This is a genomic window from Catenuloplanes nepalensis (assembly GCF_030811575.1).
In the GTDB taxonomy this organism is placed as follows: Bacteria; Actinomycetota; Actinomycetes; order Mycobacteriales; family Micromonosporaceae; genus Catenuloplanes; species Catenuloplanes nepalensis.
Genome location: NZ_JAUSRA010000001.1, coordinates 4190693 through 4208372, shown reverse-complemented (window position 1 = coordinate 4208372; position 17680 = coordinate 4190693). Strand labels below are relative to the sequence as shown.

At 73.0% G+C, this 17680-nt stretch carries 20 protein-coding genes; 8 read left to right on the top strand and 12 right to left on the bottom strand.

The window, feature by feature from the left end:
• Positions 1–105 precede the first annotated feature (105 nt).
• Complete coding sequence (locus tag J2S43_RS17980) at positions 106–966, top strand: TauD/TfdA dioxygenase family protein (RefSeq protein ID WP_306830655.1); 861 nt, start codon at positions 106–108, stop codon at positions 964–966.
• A gap of 22 nt (positions 967–988) precedes the next feature.
• On the opposite strand, the gene J2S43_RS17975 is transcribed toward J2S43_RS17980, so the two are convergent.
• From J2S43_RS17975 to J2S43_RS17965, 3 genes are read right to left on the bottom strand one after another with little or no spacing between them, the layout of a single operon-like run.
• Positions 989–1132: a hypothetical protein gene (locus J2S43_RS17975; RefSeq protein ID WP_306830653.1), complete on the bottom strand. Its 144-nt coding sequence runs from the start codon at positions 1130–1132 to the stop codon at positions 989–991.
• Between the two features lie 20 nt (positions 1133–1152).
• Positions 1153–1815, bottom strand: a complete 663-nt coding sequence (locus tag J2S43_RS17970; RefSeq protein ID WP_306830651.1) for a response regulator — start codon at positions 1813–1815, stop codon at positions 1153–1155.
• A complete protein-coding gene (locus tag J2S43_RS17965; protein ID WP_306830649.1) occupies positions 1812–2900 on the bottom strand; it encodes a sensor histidine kinase in 1089 nt (362 codons plus the stop codon). The genes J2S43_RS17970 and J2S43_RS17965 overlap by 4 nt, the downstream gene beginning before the upstream one ends.
• 245 nt (positions 2901–3145) lie before the next feature.
• On the opposite strand from J2S43_RS17965, the gene J2S43_RS17960 reads away from it, so the two are divergent.
• The 3 genes from J2S43_RS17960 to J2S43_RS17950 all read left to right on the top strand — a co-directional run bounded on the left by J2S43_RS17960 (position 3146) and on the right by J2S43_RS17950 (position 5045).
• Positions 3146–3658, top strand: coding sequence for a sigma-70 family RNA polymerase sigma factor (locus tag J2S43_RS17960; protein WP_370881633.1), 513 nt, complete (start codon positions 3146–3148; stop codon positions 3656–3658).
• 70 nt (positions 3659–3728) lie between these two features.
• Positions 3729–3869, top strand: coding sequence for a hypothetical protein (locus tag J2S43_RS17955; protein WP_306830645.1), 141 nt, complete (start codon positions 3729–3731; stop codon positions 3867–3869).
• Between the two features lie 273 nt (positions 3870–4142).
• Entirely contained in the window at positions 4143–5045 is a 903-nt protein-coding gene (locus J2S43_RS17950) for a GNAT family N-acetyltransferase (protein WP_306830643.1), read from the top strand.
• Positions 5046–6412: 1367 nt separating this feature from the next.
• Here the strand turns inward: J2S43_RS17950 and J2S43_RS17940 are convergent.
• Positions 6413–6688 carry a hypothetical protein gene (locus J2S43_RS17940; RefSeq protein WP_306830641.1) on the bottom strand — a complete coding sequence of 92 codons (276 nt, stop codon included), beginning with the start codon at positions 6686–6688 and terminating at the stop codon, positions 6413–6415.
• 62 nt (positions 6689–6750) lie between these two features.
• On the opposite strand from J2S43_RS17940, the gene J2S43_RS17935 reads away from it, so the two are divergent.
• Complete coding sequence (locus J2S43_RS17935) at positions 6751–7041, top strand: ATP-binding cassette domain-containing protein (protein WP_306830639.1); 291 nt, start codon at positions 6751–6753, stop codon at positions 7039–7041.
• Entirely contained in the window at positions 7038–7682 is a 645-nt protein-coding gene (locus tag J2S43_RS17930; RefSeq protein WP_306830637.1) for a biliverdin-producing heme oxygenase, read from the top strand. The genes J2S43_RS17935 and J2S43_RS17930 overlap by 4 nt, the downstream gene beginning before the upstream one ends.
• 86 nt (positions 7683–7768) lie before the next feature.
• Here J2S43_RS17930 and J2S43_RS17925 read toward each other — a convergent pair whose 3' ends face one another.
• From J2S43_RS17925 to J2S43_RS17905, 5 genes are all read right to left on the bottom strand, one after another.
• Positions 7769–8683, bottom strand: a complete 915-nt coding sequence (locus tag J2S43_RS17925) for an ABC transporter permease (protein ID WP_306830636.1) — start codon at positions 8681–8683, stop codon at positions 7769–7771.
• Complete coding sequence (locus J2S43_RS17920; protein ID WP_306830633.1) at positions 8680–9720, bottom strand: ABC transporter permease; 1041 nt, start codon at positions 9718–9720, stop codon at positions 8680–8682. The genes J2S43_RS17925 and J2S43_RS17920 overlap by 4 nt, the downstream gene beginning before the upstream one ends.
• Positions 9717–11240: an ABC transporter ATP-binding protein gene (locus J2S43_RS17915; protein ID WP_306830631.1), complete on the bottom strand. Its 1524-nt coding sequence runs from the start codon at positions 11238–11240 to the stop codon at positions 9717–9719. Before J2S43_RS17915 ends, J2S43_RS17920 begins: the two co-directional genes overlap by 4 nt.
• A complete protein-coding gene (locus tag J2S43_RS17910; RefSeq protein WP_306830629.1) occupies positions 11230–12288 on the bottom strand; it encodes a BMP family ABC transporter substrate-binding protein in 1059 nt (352 codons plus the stop codon). The genes J2S43_RS17915 and J2S43_RS17910 overlap by 11 nt, the downstream gene beginning before the upstream one ends.
• Positions 12289–12364: 76 nt before the next feature.
• On the bottom strand, positions 12365–13594 hold the full coding sequence (locus tag J2S43_RS17905; RefSeq protein WP_306830627.1) for a cytochrome P450: 1230 nt from the start codon (positions 13592–13594) through the stop codon (positions 12365–12367).
• A 211-nt stretch (positions 13595–13805) separates the two neighbouring features.
• On the opposite strand from J2S43_RS17905, the gene J2S43_RS17900 reads away from it, so the two are divergent.
• Complete coding sequence (locus tag J2S43_RS17900; protein ID WP_306830625.1) at positions 13806–14864, top strand: LLM class flavin-dependent oxidoreductase; 1059 nt, start codon at positions 13806–13808, stop codon at positions 14862–14864.
• Between the two features lie 7 nt (positions 14865–14871).
• Here the strand turns inward: J2S43_RS17900 and J2S43_RS17895 are convergent, their stop codons facing one another.
• The 3 genes from J2S43_RS17895 to J2S43_RS17885 are packed head-to-tail and all read right to left on the bottom strand — an operon-like array spanning position 14872 to position 16765.
• Entirely contained in the window at positions 14872–15435 is a 564-nt protein-coding gene (locus tag J2S43_RS17895; protein WP_306830623.1) for a TIGR03086 family metal-binding protein, read from the bottom strand.
• A 53-nt stretch (positions 15436–15488) separates the two neighbouring features.
• Entirely contained in the window at positions 15489–15995 is a 507-nt protein-coding gene (locus tag J2S43_RS17890; RefSeq protein WP_306830621.1) for a Rossmann-fold NAD(P)-binding domain-containing protein, read from the bottom strand.
• Entirely contained in the window at positions 15992–16765 is a 774-nt protein-coding gene (locus J2S43_RS17885; protein ID WP_306830618.1) for a helix-turn-helix domain-containing protein, read from the bottom strand. The genes J2S43_RS17890 and J2S43_RS17885 overlap by 4 nt, the downstream gene beginning before the upstream one ends.
• A 118-nt stretch (positions 16766–16883) precedes the next feature.
• Here J2S43_RS17885 and J2S43_RS17880 point away from each other — a divergent pair, with 118 nt between their 5' ends.
• Positions 16884–17639: an SDR family NAD(P)-dependent oxidoreductase gene (locus tag J2S43_RS17880; protein WP_306830616.1), complete on the top strand. Its 756-nt coding sequence runs from the start codon at positions 16884–16886 to the stop codon at positions 17637–17639.
• Positions 17640–17680: the final 41 nt, after the last annotated feature.

Below are 17680 nucleotides of genomic sequence, written 5' to 3'. Positions count from 1 at the left end.
CGATGGTGTTCCGACGACATGGGGGACGCCCTGATCACGGGTCGTGGGACACGAGCTTGCCGTGGGGAGAGGGTCCTCACGCCGTACCAGCGAAGGGGTTTGGTCATGACCGCGACCACAGTGGAACTGCGCCTCGACCCGCTCGGCCCGCGTTTCGGCGCGGACGTGCTCGGGCTCGACCTGGCCACCGCGACCGACGACGAGATCGCCGCGATCCGGGCCGCGCTCGTCGACCGCAAGGTGCTGTTCTTCCGCGATCAGGCGCTGGACGTGGACGGGCAGGTGCGGCTCGGCAACCGGCTCGGCGAGCTGACCGCGTCGCACCCGGTGATCGGCCCGCTCAGCGAGCAGCACCAGGAGATCTACGCGATCGACAGTGCGGACAACGGTTTCGCGGACGTCTGGCACACCGACGTCACGTTCGTCCGCCGGCCCCCGATGGGCTCGATCCTGCGCGCGGTCACGCTGCCGCCCAGCGGCGGCGACACGAACTGGGCCGACTCGCAGCTCGCCTACGAGTCGCTGCACCCGGGCGTGCGGACGCTGGTCGACGGGCTGACCGCGGTGCACGACGGGAACCGGGAGTTCGGCTACTACCTGGCGCAGCGCCGCAACGGCCGCGGCAACGAGTGGGACGGCGAGGTGGTCACCCGGCTCGACCCGATCGAGCACCCGGTCGTCCGCGTGCACCCGGAGACCGGACGGAAGGGCCTCTTCGTCAACCCGGGCTTCACCTCGCACATCGTCGGCGTGTCCGACGCGGAGAGCCGGGGCATCCTGGACCTGCTCTACGCGCACCTGACCAGGCCGGAGCACATCGTCCGGCACCGCTGGCAGCCCGGCGACGTGGCGATGTGGGACAACCGCAGCACGTCCCACTACGCCAACCGCGACTACGGCGACGCCCGCCGCGTCATGCACCGCATCACGCTCCGCGGCGACGTCCCGGCCGGTCCCACCGCCTGACCCTCCGGTCGGGCCGCGCCGGTCAGGAACGGCAGGACCGCGGCCTCGACCGCGGCCGGGGCGGTGCTGTCGACGCGGTGACCGGCCGGGATCCGCTGCCGCCGCCGTGCAGCAGCACGGCCGGTGGCACACCCGCGTCCCCGGCCGTCCGGTAGACGATCGTCATTCCCCGCAGCGTAGGGGGGGTCAGCGGCCGCGTGGGGCGACCAGGCCGGACTCGTAGGCGACGACCACGGCCTGGGCGCGGCTGGCCAGGCGGAGCTTGCCCATCAGGCGCTTGACGTGAGTCTTGACGGTGGCCTCGCTGAGCACCAGGCGTTCCGCGATCTGCGCGTTGGAGAGGCCGTTCGCGACCAGGCGCAGCACCTCGGTCTCGCGGGCGGTCAGGCTGTCCAGCGCGGGCACCGCGGCGACGGGGGAGCGGTGCCGGTCCGCGTACGCCTCGATCAGCCGCTGTGTGATCCGCGGCGCCATCAGGAGATCACCGGCGACGATCGTGTGCACGGCCGCGATGATCCGCTGCGGTGGCGTGTCCTTCAGCAGGAAGCCGGACGCGCCCGCGCTGAGCGCGGCGTAGACGTACTCGTCCAGGTCGAACGTGGTCAGCGCGACCACGTGCGGTTTGTGCTCGCCGGCCAGGATCGCCCGGGTGGCCGCGATGCCGTCGACGTGCGGCATGCGGATGTCCATCATCACCACGTCCGGCCGGGTCCGCTCCGCGACCGCGATCGCCTCCGCGCCGTCGCACGCCTCACCGGCCACCTCGATCCCGGGCGCCGCGGTGAACAGCGCGATCAGGCCGGCGCGGATCAGCGCCTGGTCGTCGGCGACAAGCAGCCGCACGGTCATGCGGGGGACTCCTCGATCGGAAGGCGTAACAGGACACGGAAGCCGCCGGCGTGGCGGCCGGCGGTGAGCACGCCGCCGTAGAGCGCGGCACGTTCCCGCATGCCGCGGATGCCGTGCGAGTCCGGCGACGGCGGCGGGTCGTACGTCTTCGTACCGTCGTCGGTGATCGTCACGGCCAGTGTCAGTTCGCCGTAGTCGACGTCGACCCGTGCGGTCGCGGGGCCGGCGTGCTGGAGCACGTTCGTCAATGATTCCTGCACCACGCGGTACGCGCAGAGGTCCGGCCCGGCCGCGAGCGGGCGCACCCGGCCGGTGACCGAGACGTCGACCGTGAGCCCGGCCGAGCGGATGCGCCCCACCAGGTCGTCCAGGTCGGCCAGGCCGGGCTGAGGGCGCAGCGACTCCTTGTCGTGGTCGATCCGCAGCACGTCCAGCAGACGGCGCATCTCGGACAGCGCCTCGCGGCCGGCCTCGCCCACGGTGGAGATCGCCGTCCGCGCGGTGGCCGGGTCGGAGTCGAGCACGTACTCCGCGACGCCGGCCTGCAGCGAGATCACGGACATGTGGTGCGAGACGATGTCGTGCATCTCCCGGGCGATCCGCACCCGCTCCTCGACCACGGCCTCCGCGGTCTTCGCGGCCGCCCGCTCCACCCGCAGCGCCCACCGCCGGGTGCCGTCGCCGACCGCCCAGGTGATCGCCATGACCAGCACGTACTGCAGGATCTCGGGCACGGTCAGCGGCACCGGGAACGTCTGGTACGCGACCAGCGCGGCCAGCAGCGTCATCGCGTACATCACCGCGGCCGTGCGCCGGGAGCGCAGCGTCGCGACCGAGAACAGCCCGACCACGATGCCCAGCCCGGTGTTCGGCCACACGCCGAAGCCGAGCAGGCCGTAGAGCACGAGCGCGCCGATCATCACCGCGAGCGTGCCGACCGGCGCCCACTGCCGGAGCGCCACCGGCGCCACGGAGAGGAACCCGAGCGTCGATGCCAGCCAGTGCGGCTGGCCGTCACCCGTGGTGACGAGCGTGACGGTGGTCAATCCGGTCAGCGCGGTCGCGAGCAGCACGTCGGTCAGCACCGGGTCGAACCATGAGCGATCTTCAACCTGGCCTGTGTGGCTGAACGGCACGGCGCCAGTCGACGGCCCGGGCGCGCCAGGTGGAAAAAGGCTCAGTCTCCGCACGTCACCGACGCTATCGCGATCGGATCGCCGCGCGCGTCTCCCGCACGTAGGACCGTCGCCTACCCCCAGGGGGGTAAGAGCATTTGCCGCTCTCGGGTGACGACGCTCGCGCGCGATCTTCGTATTTTCGAGTGATGCGCGTGGCTATCTCAGACGGCCTCGATAACCTCTATCGGGAGCACGGCGCGGCGCTGATGATCACGCTCACCCGCGTGACCGGCGACCCCCATCTGGCCGCTGACCTGCTGCAGGAGACCGCGATCCGGGCCTGGCAGCATCCCGGCGCCCGCAACGAGGCCGGTAACTGGAACCGGGCCTGGCTCGTCACCGTGGCCCGCCGGATCGCGATCGACCACCTGCGGGCGGTCCGCGCGCGGGTGGTCACGGTCGGCGACGAGCAACTGGAGACCCGTTCCGCGCGCGTCGAGGACGAGGCGCCGCGCGCCCTCGACCGGATGGAGGTGCGGGCCGCGCTCGCCTCCCTCTCCGACAATTCCAGAAAAGTCATCGTGGGTACGTACTTCGAGGGCCGCACCGTCGCGGAGCTCGCCGGCACGCTCGGCATCCCGGAGGGCACCGTCAAGTCGCGCACGTTCTACGCCATGAAGACGCTGCGCGCGGCGCTGATCAGGCGCGGCTACCTGACCGGCTGATCGGTACGGCCTGGTTTGCGTTCCGGCGGCCTGGGCATGAAGGGTCATGGCACATCCCGATCCCTACCCCATGATCGATCCGAACGAGCCCGTCCCGGACGACCCCGGCGAGCTGCTGCCCGACACCCCGGACACGCTGCCGCCACCGCCGATCGAGCCCACTCCGGACGACCCGGGCGGCGACCCCGGTGCGGTCCCGGAGCCAGCTTGACCACTCGATCAGCCCTGGTTGAGCGCTCAGTCCTGACCGACTGACCGCTCAACCAGCATCGGCTGATCAGTCAGCCAGGAACTGCGGCACCGCGCCGGTGAACTCGGCCGCGTCCATGGACGTGAGTGCAGGGGCGGGAAAACCGGTTGCGGGGGCGGGCGGGAGTGGTTAGGAAGAGGGCCGGACCACGACAGGAAGGAGGCGCGATGTCCCGCAGGACCGTTTCGCTCGTGCCCTCCAGGCGCACGGGCACGCACTCTCACGAGGAGAGCCGTGACGCTCACGATTCGCCCGATCACCGGGCTTGACGAACTCGACCTGTTCAATCGCCTGCCGTACCAGCTGAACGAGGAGATCGCGAAGGACTTCGCGGAGGGGCGGCGGCACGCCCGCTGGCTGTGGGTGGCACTGCGCGACGACCGGCTGACCGCCCGCGTCGCGTTCTGGTCCCGGCCCGGTGATCTGGAACCGATGGTCATCGACATCTTCGACGTCGCGGAGGATCAAGACCTCGACGACGGGGTACGTGTGCTGGAGCGCGCACTGTCCACCGTGCACAGCCGGCCGGAGTACACCCGGTTCCTCCCGCCGGACTGGCGCGCCGACCCCGGCCCGGCCGAGCTGCGCATGCGCGCGGTCGAGCGGCTCGGCGGGCGGCTGTTCGTGGAGCGGCTGCGCCTGCACTGGCCGGCCACCGCACCGCTGCCGCTGCCCGGGGGCCGCCTCACGTTCCGCGAGCCGCGCGGCGCGGACGAGCTGATCGGCCTGATGACCCGCGTCATGGACGGCACGCTGGACGCGCACGGCCGGCACGAGCTGACCCACCGCTCAGCCGAGGAGGCCGCGCGCGTGCAGTACCAGGAGGAGCTGCTGCGCTACCCGAGCCCGCGCGAGTGGTGGCGGGTCGGCGAGCTGCCCGACGGGACGCCGGCCGGGTTCGTGCTGCCCGCACACAACGGCTACAACCCGATCATCGCGTACATCGGCGTGGTCCCGGAGGTGCGCGGCCGCGGGCTGATCGACGACCTGCTCGCCGAGGGCACGCGGCTGCTGGCCGAGCAGGGTGTGCGGCACGTGCGCGCCGCCACCGACGTGGGGAACACGCCGATGGCGGCCGCGTTCGACCGCGCCGGCTACCAGGTCTTCGAGCGCCAGATCGACATGGTCTGGAGTTGATCCGGGGCGTCCCGCAGGTCGTTCCGGCGATCTGCGGGACGCCGCGATCACGACGCCGCGGTCTCGACGGTCTCGGTGACGTCCGCGGGGGCCTCACGGCCCTGCGGCGGGCGCGGAGGACCCGGATCAGGCGGTACGAGACCCAGGCCGGCAGCAGCCCGAGCAGTCCGATCAGCACCCACGGCGGCGCCCACAGCGACGTGCCGAGCGTGACCGGGCCGAGCAGTGTGTCCGGTGTGGACGGCACTACGGAGACGGTCGCGGTGAGCCGCCCGGCCGGCTGCACGCCGGTGATCTGCTCGGTGATGCTGATCTCGCTGCCCGGCAGCAGCTGCGGCACCGCGAGCGCGTCCGTGGATGCGAGCCGCCAGCCGGCCGGCCCGGTCACCCGCACGGTCGACGCGCCGGTCAGCCGCAGGTTGCCGGTGTTGCGCAGCCGGTAGGTGACCGTGGTGGTCCCGCCGGACGCCGGGCTCAGGCCCTGGGTGTGCGACACGCGCAGCCCGTCGATCGTCATCTCCGGCCGGGCCGGCCCGTCCACGGTCAGGTAGATCCGTACCGCGATGCGCCGGTCGACCAGCACGGTCTGCCCGTTCGCGTCGGTGGCGGACTCCGCGATCGAGGCGACCAGGCCGCCCGCGTGATCGCCGGGCGTGGCGTTCGCCGGCACGGTCAGCCGGAACGGCACGTCGAGGCGGGTGTTGGCCGGGACCGTGTACGTGCGGGACGCGAGCGTCACCCACGATCCGACGTCGGCCGGCGACTGGGCCGCGGGCAGCAGCGCGAACGCGCCGTCCGCCGTGGTGTGCGCGTCCGTCCCGTACACGGCGAAGGTCAGGGGTGTGCCGGTCAGGTTCCTGATGCCGACGTGGTCGGTGCGCTCACTGCCCGGCGCGTTCGCGTAGATGAAGTAGTCCCGGCCGTCCGGTCCCCTGTCCGTCGACGGTTGCACGGCCCACTTCGTGTCCGCCGCGGCCATGCTCGCGGCGGCGGCCCCGGCCGGGAACGCGGCCGGGGTAACAGCGCCGATGGCAGGTGCGGCGCCGGTTGCGGCCCGGAGGGCGGCGCTGGTTGCGGCGGGGAGTGCGGCGCCGGTTGCGGCCGGGAGTGCGGCGGCTGCGGATGGCCCGAAGGCCGTGGAAGCCTCGGCCGGCGCGAAGGCCGCGGTAGCGGGTGCGGGGATCGAGATCGCGACCGCGAGGAGGGCCAGCGCCGTGGCCAGGCGGCGGGAGTGTCGGAAGGTGGTCACGGCGCGCAAGCTCCAATGTGGTGGGATAGCAGGACGGCGACGCCGGCCCAGGGGAGGGGCCGGCGTCGATCCGTTAGGGTGCCGGCCCGCTTGACCCGGGCCGGCACCGTCAGGGCACTCAGGCCAGGGTGAGCGTGAGCACCGCGGCGTAGGAGCCGGCCGCGCTCGACTCGGGCACGCCGAGGCTCAGCGCGGCACCGCAGGTGGAGCTGCCGAGGCTGCTCCCCGCGTCGGCGCTGCACAGGGCCCGGCTGCTGCCGAGACCGCTGCCCGGCGCGGCGGGCGCTCCGGGGGTGACCGCGGCCGTGACGCCGTTCGCGGCCCGCAGGCCGCTGCCGACGACGGTCGCGGTGGGGGTCCAGCCGAGGTTGGCCTCGCCTAACTCACTGATCAAGGCTGGAGGATCTGTGCGGATCAGGACCGGTCTGACCGCGGCGCTGGTGCTGGCCGTCGTGATTGCTCGACCTCCGCCACCAGGAGCTGGTGCTGCGCACCGCCAGGAGCCGGGCCGCGCGCGGCGACGCGGTCGTGGTGGTGCTGCACGACCTCGGCCCGGCCGCCGCGCACGCGGACCGGATCGTGCTGATGGCCGCCGGCCGGGTCCGCGCGGACGGCCCGCCCGCCGACGTGCTCACCGAGACGTTGCTGACCGAGGTGTACCGGCACGACATCGAGGTCATGCCGCATCCCCGCACGGGCCGGCCGCTGGTCCTGCCCGTCACCGTCCCATCGGAGGATCTGACATGACCGGTTTCGCACTCGACCTTCGCAAGTCCACCGCCACCGCGCACCGCGACGCGGAGTCCACCGGTTTCCTGTCCCGGCTCGCGGTCGGCGCGGTCCCGGTCGCCGGCTTCGCGGCGCTGGTCGCCCAGCACTATCTGATCTACCGCGAGCTGGAGGGCGTCGGTGAGCGCAGGCGCGCGGACCCGGTCGCGGGCGCGTTCGCCGACCCGGCGCTGGACCGGCTGCCCGCGCTCGAGGCCGACCTGCGCGAGCTGCACGGCCTCGGCTGGGCGTCCGCGGTCGCGGCGGTGCCGGCGACCGAGCGTTACACGGAGCGGCTGCGGACCGCGTGCGCGGACTGGCCTGCCGGCTTCATCGCCCACCACTACGTGCGCTACCTCGGCGACCTCTCCGGCGGGCTGATGCTCGGCCCGGCGCTGCGCTCGTCCTACGGTGCGGGCACGTCGTTCTACGTCTTCGACGCGATCCCGGACCCGCGCGCGTACAAGGACGCCTACCGCACCCGGCTGGACACGCTGCCGTACCCGCCGGAGGAGCTGGGGCGCCTCGCGGCGGAGGCGGCGATCGCGTACCAGCTCAACATTGACGTGCTGCGCGAGCTGGGCCTGGACTTCCCGGACGACCTGGCCACGGCGGCCTGACCGGTGCGGTCGCGGCGTCTGACGGATGCCGCGACCGGATCAGGGACCCGACTTCCCGTCTCCGGCGTGGCCGATGCCCGCATCCGTCAGGAGGTACGCCGGAACGGCTGCCCCAGCGCCCCCGGACGGCGCTCCCGGGTGGTGAACAGCAGCATCGCGAGCAGGGCGAGCAGGTACGGCGCCGAGACGAGCAGCTGCGAGTTGACCGTGTACCCGAGTGCGGGCAGGGCCAGGCGCAGCGCGTCGGCGAGGCCGAACACGGCGCAGCCGGCGAGCGTACGCCCGAGGCGCCACCCGCCGAAGATGACCGCGGCCATGACCAGGTAGCCACGGCCCGCGGTCATGTTCTGGTTGAACGAACCGACCTCACCCACCGCGAGGTAGGCACCGCCGAGCCCGGCGAGGGCGCCACACCACAGCAGCGCCTGCCGCCGCCGCAGGTTGACGCGGATGCCGGTCATGTCCGCCGCCTCCGGGTTCTCGCCGGCAGCGCGCAGCTCCAGCCCCCAGCGGCTGCGCTCCACCAGCCACCACGTCAGCGGCACCAGCGCGAGGAGCAGGTAGACCGGCCAGCGTTCGACGAACAGGGGGGCGCCCAGCACCGGCAGGTCGCGCAGCACCGGCACGCTGACCTGTGCGACCTGATGCCGGCCCAGCTCGCCGACGGTGACCAGGTAGCTGGTCAGGCCGAGCACGAGCGCGTTGAGCACGAGACCGACGACGAACGTGTTGACGTGCCACCGATGCGAGAGCGCGCCGTGCACCAGGCCCACGAGCGCGCCGAGCAGCACGCCGGCGAGCAGGCCGGCCGTGGCGCTGCCGGTGAGACCGGCGACGGCGATCGAGCCGAAGGCCGCGCCGAGCATCATCGCCTCGACGGAGACGTTCAGCGTGCCGGCGCGTTCGGCGAGGTACTCCCCGCAGGCGGCGAACGCGAGCGGCGCAGTCAGCCGGATCCCGCTGGACAGGATGGTCGCCAGATCCGCGGCCAGGCCACTCATGCGACCACCGGCTGGCGGCGCAGCACGGCGGGCGCGACGAACGCCAGCGTCAGCAGCGCCTTCACCACGTCGACCAGGTACGGCGGCACACCGGTCGCGGCCAGGAAGCTGCCACCGGCGCGCAGCACCGCGAACAGCCCGGCGACCGGGATCGTGAGCAGCGGCCGGTTGCGGGCGATGAGCGCGACCAGCAGGCCGTCCCAGCCAATGTTGATCGAGATGTCGGGCTGCAGCCGGTTGGTGCCGAGCGGGCTGGACAGCAGCACGGCGCCGGCCATGCCGGCGAGGGCCCCGGAGACGGCCAGCGCGATGCCGCCGACGGCCGTGACGGGTATGCCGGCATGCCGCGCCGCCGCAGGATTGAGCCCTGCCATCGTCAGCCGGAATCCCCATCGGGTCCGGCCCAGCGCGACCGCCACCAGCAGCGTGACGACGAGAGCCACCCCGAGCCCGAGATTCAGCTGCAGCCCGGGGTGGTCGCCGAGCGAGCCGAGCAGCGCGCCCGGGGGCAGCTTGTTCGACTGCGGCAGCGCGGCGGCCGCGCCCAGCCGCGACTCCTGCAACAGCCACGGCGTGGTGACCGCGAACGCGACCGCCTGCTGGGCGAGGAACGTCATCAGCAGCGTGCTCACCGCGATGTCCACCCCGCGGAACCGGTGCATGAGCGCGCTGAGCCAGGCCCACGTCCCGGCGGCCAGCGCCGCGGCGGCCAGGACGACCAGTGGCAGGACGGGTCCGGGCACCGCCAGGCGCAGCCCGGCGGCGGCGCCGGCGAGCGCGCCGACCAGCACCTGACCCTCCTGACCGATGTTGAACGCGCCGGACCGCGCGCTGCAACAGGTGCCGGCCGCGACCAGCAGGAGCGGCGCGGCGTACAGCAGGGTCTGGCTGACGGCCGTCGCGTCGCCGAGGCTGCCCTGGACCAGAGCCCGCAGCGCCGCGGCGGGGGAGCCACCGGTGACGGCGATGAGCAGGCCGGACAGGAGCACTGCGGCGGCGACGATCGCGGCGGACACCCAGGGGCCGGTACGGGTCATGCCGCGCCCCCGATGAGCAGGCCGAGACGTGCCGAGCCGGCCTGCGCGGTGGGCAGCTCGCCCACGATCCGGCCGCGGAAGATCACGGCGAGCCGGGTGGTGAGCGTCAGGATCTCCGCCAGCTCCGTGGAGATCACCAGCACGGCGATGCCGTCGTCCGCGCAGCGGCGCAGGCGTGCGTACAGGTCCTCGACGGCGCCGACGTCGAGGCCGCGGGCGGGGTGGGCGGCGACCAGCACCCGAGGCCGGCCGGAGAGTTCGCGTGCCAGCACCACCCGCTGCTGGTTACCGCCGGAGAGACTGCGCAGCGGCGCGTCCAGCGAGGCGGCGGTGATGCCGTACTCGTCCGCGAGCGCCCGCGCCCGCCGGCGCAGGGCCGGCCGGTCGACGAACACGCGGCCGCTGACGTCGCCGAGCCGCGTCATGACGAGGTTCTCCGCCACGCTCAGGTCGAGCACGACGCCGGTGCGGTGCCGGTCCTCGGGCACGATGCCGAGGCCGGCGGCGAGCAGCGCGCCCGGCCGGCGGAGGTCGACGGGGACACCGGCCACCTCCACCGTGCCGGCGTCCGGGACGACGAGTCCACTGAGGACGTCGCCGAGCGTTTTCTGGCCGCTGCCCTCGGCGCCGTACAGCCCGACGATCTCCCCCGGGCGGACGGTGAGGCGCAGGCCGTCCAGGCCGGGCCGCACGGTCAGCCCGTCCAGCCGCAGCGCGTCCGCCGACGCCGCCGGGGCCGACGCCGACGATGCCACCGGGGCCATGGTGGCCGGAAGCACACCGACCGCCGCGCCGAGCGTCACCTCGCGGCCCACCATCTCCCGGGCCAGTTCGGCCGGGGTGGTGGCGGCCGTCGCCCGGCGCAGGACGACCCGACCGGCGCGCATGACGGTCACCCGGTCGGTCGCCGTGGTGATCTCGGTGAGCTTGTGGCTGATCAGGACGACGGCGCGATGTTCGGCCGCGACGACTCGGCGCAGCACGGTGAACAACTCGGCCGACTCGGCCCGGGTCAGCACGGACGTGGGCTCGTCCATGATCAGTACGGCCGGATCGCGTCGCAGGCACTTGAGCAGTTCCACGCGCTGCCGCTCGCCTGCCGACAGGGTGCCGACCCGGGCGTCCGGATCGATCGTGAGCCCGTAGCGTTCCGCCACGGCACGCACTCCGGCCCGCGCCGCTGCCCGCCGGACCGGCCCGGAGTCGCCGAGCACGACGTTCTCCCACACCGTCAGCGGGTCGACCAGGCTGAGGTGCTGGTGCACCATGCCGATGCCGAGGGCCGCCGCCGCCCGCGGCCCGGCGACCGTGACGGCGCGGCCGTCCCGCTCGACCGTGCCGGAGTCGCGCGTCTCGAGCCCGAGCAGGATGCGCATCAGCGTCGACTTGCCGGCGCCGTTCTCGCCGAGCAGACCGTGGATCTCGCCGCGCTCGACGGTGAGGTCGACGCGGTCGCAGGCCACCACGGCGCCGTACCGCTTGGTGATTCCACGCAGGCGCAGAGCCGGTTCAGGAGCCAAGCTTCTGCACCTCGGCCGCCGGGTCGATCCGGCCGCGGCCGATGTCGGCGATGAAGGCCGCCAGTCTGGCGTTCTGCTCGGGGGTGCCTTTGCAGAGCTTGACGGTCGGATACGGGTCGACGCCCAGCTGCCACGTCTTGGTGATGCCCATCTCCAGCTTGCCGGCGGCGTACAGCTCCAGCGCCGCGGCGAAGTAGTCGCCGGGGTCGAACAGCACCGAGACGTCGAAGGCGGGGCTGGTGGACGCGCACCGGTCGGTCCCGGGCGTCAGCGTGATCGCCCGGGCGGAGTTGGCCAGCGCGGTCGCGACGTCGGTCGCACCCCCCAGGTACGGGTAGATCGTTCCGACCCCCTGACTGAGCTGCGCCTGCGTCGCCTCCCGGGCCTTGCCGGAGTCGTCGAAGTCACCGGTGTACGTGGTGACCAGCGTGGCGCCCGGGATGAGCTCGCGAATGCCGGCCAGGAACGCGGTCGAGGCGATCTTCGTGAAGTCGGCCTCCGGACCGGTGACGAAGCCCGCCTTGGTGGTGTTCCGCGACTGCATGAGCAGACCGGCGGCGTATCCGGCGACCAGCATCGACTGTTTCGGGTCGTCGCTGGACAGCATGATCTTCGGGGTCTGCGGGACGTTGGCCGAGGAAGGCACGTACCAGGCGGTCTTCGCGCAGACGGCCTCCTCGGATGCCGGGATCGCGTCCTTCAGCTCGCTGGCGCCGATCGCCACCATGTCGGCACTCTGCCGGCACAGGGCCCGGGCGGCGGTGAGCGCCTCGGAGACCGGCACGCTGCCGCGTTTGATGACCGTCCAGCCCTGGGCCTGGGCGAACGCCTCGGCCTTGACCACGAAACTCTCGTAGTAGCCGTTGTCGTTGATGTCGCCGGGGCTGAGCACCCCGATGACCACCCTGCCGTCGCCGTTGACGTCCGGTTCGCCGGGCAGCACGGTGCCAGTGCTGCCGCCGGGCGCCGCGGACGGCGCCGGGGACGCGGTCTCGTCGTTGCTGACGCACGCGGCGAGCGCCGCGACCGCGGCGCCGGCGGTGATCACTGCCAATGCTTTCCGTACGGAGCCAGTCAAGCTCATCACCATCGATCCGGTCGGCCGATCACTGATGTCCATGAGTTCACCAGCTCAACTCGAGGCTGAGCGGCCCGCGGACGTTGATGGAGCGGCGGATCGGCGCCGCGCTGCCCGACGCCGGGCTCAGCCCCGGCAGCCGCTCGGTGAGCACCTGCAGCGCCACGCGCGCCTGGGCCCGGGCCGGTGCCGCGCCCACGCAGGTGTGCACCCCGGCGCCGAACGCGAAGTGCCGGGCCGGCTTGCGGGTCACGTCGAAGCGCCCGGCGTCCGGGTAGCGCTCCTCGTCCCGGTTCGCGGACGCGAACACCACCAGGACGTCCGCCCCCTGCGGTATCTCCACGCCGCCGATCACGGCGGCGCGGGTGGCCCGGCGGAACATGGTGGGGATCGGCGCCTCGAACCGCAGCACCTCCTCGACCGCCCCGGCGATCAGCTCCGGCCGGCGGCACAGTGACCGCCACTGATCCGGATGGGCGGCCAGCAGGTTCAGGGCACTGCCGATCAGGTCCGCGGTGGTGATGTGCGCCGCGCCGAACGTGCTGGTGACCGTGGTGACCAGCTCCGCCTCCTGATCCGGTGTCAGCGGCCCGTCGCCGTCCGCCAGCGCGGCCGTGACGTCACTGATCAGGTCGCCGTTCGGTGCGGTGCGGCGCCGGTGCGCGTACCGTGCGACGAGTCGCTCGAACGCGACCACGGCCCGGGCGGCGGCCACCTCGTCGGCTTCGGTCAGATCGACGCTGCCCAGCCGGAACGACGACTCACTGCCGTCCCGCACGGTCGGCACGTCCTCCGGTGCGAACCCGAACATCGCGGCCGCCGTCCGCAGCGGCAGCGGCTTCGCGAACCGCGGGATCACATCGCCGCCCCCGGCACCGGCGAAGCCGTCCACGAGGGTCTCGGCCAACGTCCGCACGCTCGGCTCCAGGCCCTTGACCCGGCCCGGTGCGGTCAGATGCCTCGTGTACGGCGATCGCAGCCGTCGGTGCGCCTCGCCGTCGGACGTGACATGGTCCGGCCGCTGCGGGAAACCCTCGGCCAGCACGGTCACCGTCGCCGGGTACAGCGGCCGGATGGGCCGCAGGCTGTCGGCCGAGGAGAAGCCCGCCCAGTCCTTGAGCACCGCCTCGACGTCGGCGAACCGGGTCACCACCCAAGCGTCGATCCGCGGCGAGTAGAACACCGGCTCCCGGCTGCGCGCCTCGGCGTAGAACGGGTATGGATCCTCGGCATGCGCACCGAGCGGGTCGTAGCTCTCCGCGAGATCACTGACCACCTGGCGGCTCCTCGGGTGACTGCCGGTCCATCGAGAATGGACTATGACGTGGTCGCCGGGCAACAGTTTCCCCGTCGCGAATGGAGACAACGGCCGAGGGCGACGGTAATTTACTTCCCGGCAACCACTGTGATTCGGGGGCGTCGATGAGGAATGGCAGTGCCGGAACCGCCGTCGCCGGCGACGGGGACGTGCTGACCTGGCCCGCGCCGTGAGCCCCGCGGGCAAGGAGTTCGGCGTCTTCCTCCCGATCGGCAACGGCGGCTGGATGATCTCCCGGTCGGCGCCGCATCCCGAGGCGACCTACGCCTACAACCGCCGGGTGGCGCTCGACGCCGAGGCGATCGGGCTCGACTTCATCATGTCGATGGCGAAATGGAAGGGCTTCGGCGGCAGCACCGACCACTGGGGACGCACGCTGGAGTCGATGACGATGATGTCGGCGCTGGCCGAGGCGACCAGCACGGTCAAGGTCTGGGCCACCGTGCACGCGAACGTCTTCCATCCCGCGCTCGCGGCCAAGATGTTCACCACCCTGCAGGACGTCTCGGGTGGCCGGGCCGGGATGAACATCGTCAACGGCTCCTACGCCGCCGAGTTCGCCCAGATGGGTCTCTGGGATCCGGCCCTGTCGCACGACGAGCGCTATCGGATGACGGAGGAGTGGCTGGTCGCGGTCATCCGGCTGTGGACCGAGGACACGGTGACGATGGCCGGGGACTTCTTCACCCTCCAGGAGTGCGAGTCACGCCCGCATCCCGCGGTCCGGCCGACCCTGATCAGCGCCGGCCGGTCGGAGAAGGGCCGCGAGTTCCAGGCGCGGTACGCCGACGGCGCCTTCCTCAGCGCCGACAACCTCGACCAGATGCGCGACTACTCCCGATCGGTCCACGACCGGGCCGCAGACCTCGGGCGCACGGTCAGGACCTACTCGTTGCTCACGGTCGTCCTGGACGAGACGGACGCGGCCGCGTCAGCCAAGGCGGCCCGCTACGGCCAGGGCCTCGACAAGGTGGCCCTGGCCGGCATGCGCGCGTCCTGGGGCATCCCACCGGACGCGGCCCGTGCCTGGGCCGAGGGCGCCACCGGGGAGGAGGCGTTCCAGACGGCCTATGTGACCGGTCGCCCGGAGACGGTCGTCGAGCACATCGAGCACATCGTGACCGCCGCGGAGCTGGACGGCCTGATGCTGGTCTTCGCGGACTACCACGCCGACATGGTGCCGTTCGGGGAGTCGGTCCTCCCCGTCCTCCGCCGGAGGTTCACCTGACCGGTGGCTAGACCGTGCGGCCCATCAGGGACAGCAGCTGCACGGCCGGGTCGGTGCTGGTGGTGGGGACCGGGGGAGCGACGATGCCCATGCCGGAGAAGCGGTCGACGTTGGCGCGCGCGTAGGCCAGGCTGTGCGCGACGCCGTCCGGGTCGAGGGACTCGTCCAGGCCGGCGCCGCGGGCCAGGTCCCAGCCGTGCACGGTCAGGTCGACCAGCATCTGGTCCGCGTAGACGGTCAGCGGCGCCTCGCCGAACGAGAACCGGGCCGACCCGGCCAGGTCCGTGCCGAGCCAGGCGGCCCGGGAGAGCTTCGCGGCCCGGTCCCAGGCGCCGGCCGGGTCGTCGCCGACCACGTCGCCGGCGTAGCGGTCGCCGACCTGCTCCATGGTCTCGCCGGCCAGGATGTGCGGCGCCCACAGGTGCTCGCCCACCATGTGGTTGACGAGGTCGCGGACGGACCACTCGGTGCACGGCGTCGGCGCGTCCCACCGATCGGCTGGCACCGCGTGCACGAGCGCGCCGAAGCGGTCGATGGCGGCGGGAATCTGCTGCAGCGGTGTAGGTGCCATGCCGCCCACGGTAGGCCATGATCCAGATCGGCCGGCGGGCGGCATTTCCCCGCTCAGAAAGCGGTGGCAGGTGATCCGCCGCCTGCCCGGAACGCGTCGCGGTGGTCCTGCGCCCAGGTGCGGAAGCTCGCCGGGGCGCGGCCGAGCACGCGGCGCACGTCGTCGGTGACCACCGCGTTGTGGCCGTCGCGGGACCAGGCGATCCCGGCCGCCCAGGCGGCCGCCGGTAGCGGCGCGGTGGTCACGGCCACGTCCCGGCCGAGTACGTCGCCGAGGATCAGCGCCTGCTCGCCCACGCTGATCGCGGCCGGGCCGGTGAGCGTGTGCACCGCCGCGTCGTGGCCGGTGCCGGTCAGCGCCTCGACCGCGACCGCGGCGACGTCGCGCGGGTCGACGACGCCCTGCCTCGCGCCGTCCACCGGGTCCGGCACCGGCTCACCGGCCCGGATCGCGGGCGCCCACCACAGCGCGTTCGAGGCGAAGACGGACGGGCGCAGGATCGTCCAGGACAGCCCGCTGCCGCGCAGCGAGGCGATGGCCGGCGCCGGAACGCTGCTCACGCGGCCGGCGCGTAGAAGACGATCCAGTGGTCCCGCTCGGGGTCGTGGAGGAGTTCGGTCTGGAAGGCCAGCCAGCCCCGGGCCGGGTGGCGCACCTGTTTGACGCCGGACCGGGCTGACGCGGCCTCGCCCCGCGCCCAGTGGCTCCGGAAGTCGGCGCTGGTCGCGGTGAGTTCCGCGAGCAGGGACCGGAGGTGCTCGTCGTCCGGGTACCGGCCGAGTGCCGCGCGCAGCTCGGCCGTCGCCCACCGGGTGTACTCGTGGGCGCCCGCGTCGCCGAGCACGTGCCGGGTCCCGGCGGTGAAGCCCTGGTGGACGATGTTGTGCCGGTAGCGCCCCTCGCCGTCGATCGGCCCGTAGAGGTCGGTGGCGGCGGCGTTGCGCGCCAGCATCTCCAGGCGCCCGTCGTGCACGGTGACGGGGAGGGCGTCGTCGAGCCCGCGCAGCGCGCGGAGCAGCCCGGGCCGGACCACGCTGTCCGGTGTGGGTGGCCCGGGCGGCGCCTCGCCGGCCAGCCGGAACATGTGGTCCCGCTCGCCGGTGGCCAGTTCGAGGGCCCGGCCGAGCGCGGCGAGGACCTCGCGCGACGGATGCGGCACCCGGCCCTGTTCAAGCCGGGTGAGGTACTCCACGGAGATGCCGGCGGCCTCGGCCACCTCCTGCCGGCGCAGCCCGGGGACCCGCCGCCGCGTCGAGGGCCGGTCCGGCGGCAGCAGGGTTCGCCGCTGACGCAGATAGTTCCCGAACTCGGCACGGTTCCTCGTCGACATGACCACCATCATGACCCACCCGGTACCAGGCTCGGCCGGGTCTTCTCCGCCCACCGGGGGTTCCGCAGAGTGGTCGGTGAGCGCGATGTGCGCGCTCGTTCAGGGAGGGCTGTTCATCGTGTCCACGAATCGCATCGCGCTCGTCACCGGAGCCAACCAGGGCATGGGGAAGCAGATCGCGCGGGAACTGGCCGCCGACGGCCTCACCGTGTTCGTCGGGTCCCGTGACCTGGTCCGCGGCGAAGCGGCGGCCGCCGAGATCGGGGGCGATGCCACCGCGCTCCAGCTCGACGTGACCGATGCCACGTCGATCGCCGCGGCGGCCGAGCGGATCCGCGCCGAGGCCGGCCGGCTCGACGTGCTGATCAACAACGCGGCGATCTCCACCACCCGCGCAGGCGAGCGCGACCTGGCCGGCATGATCGCCAGCGCGAAGCCGAGCCGGGCCTCGCTGGACGAGGTGCGCGCGGTCTGGGAGGTGAACGTGTTCGGCCCGCTCGCGGTCTACCAGGCGATGCTACCGCTGCTCCGCCGCTCGCCGGACGCGCGGATCGTCAACGTGTCGAGCGCGGTCGCCTCGCTGACGCTGGTCGCGGATCCGGCCATGTCGTTCCACGCGACCTACGAGCCGGTCTACGCCGCGTCGAAGACCGGGCTCAACGCGATGACGATGGCCATGATGATCGAGTTGGAGGAGACCGACATCAAGGTCAATCTCGTGTCGCCGGGGTTCGCCAAGACGGCGCTGGTGAACTTCGAGGGCACGGACTCGGTCGAGGACTCGGTCCGCGAGGTGGTGCGCGTCGCGCGGCTCGGCCCGTCCGGCCCGGCCGGCACCTTCACCACCTGGGAGGGCCAGCCGCTCCCGTGGTGACGGCCGCCGCTCACCGGGGCGCCGGCCGCGATCGGGGGGCC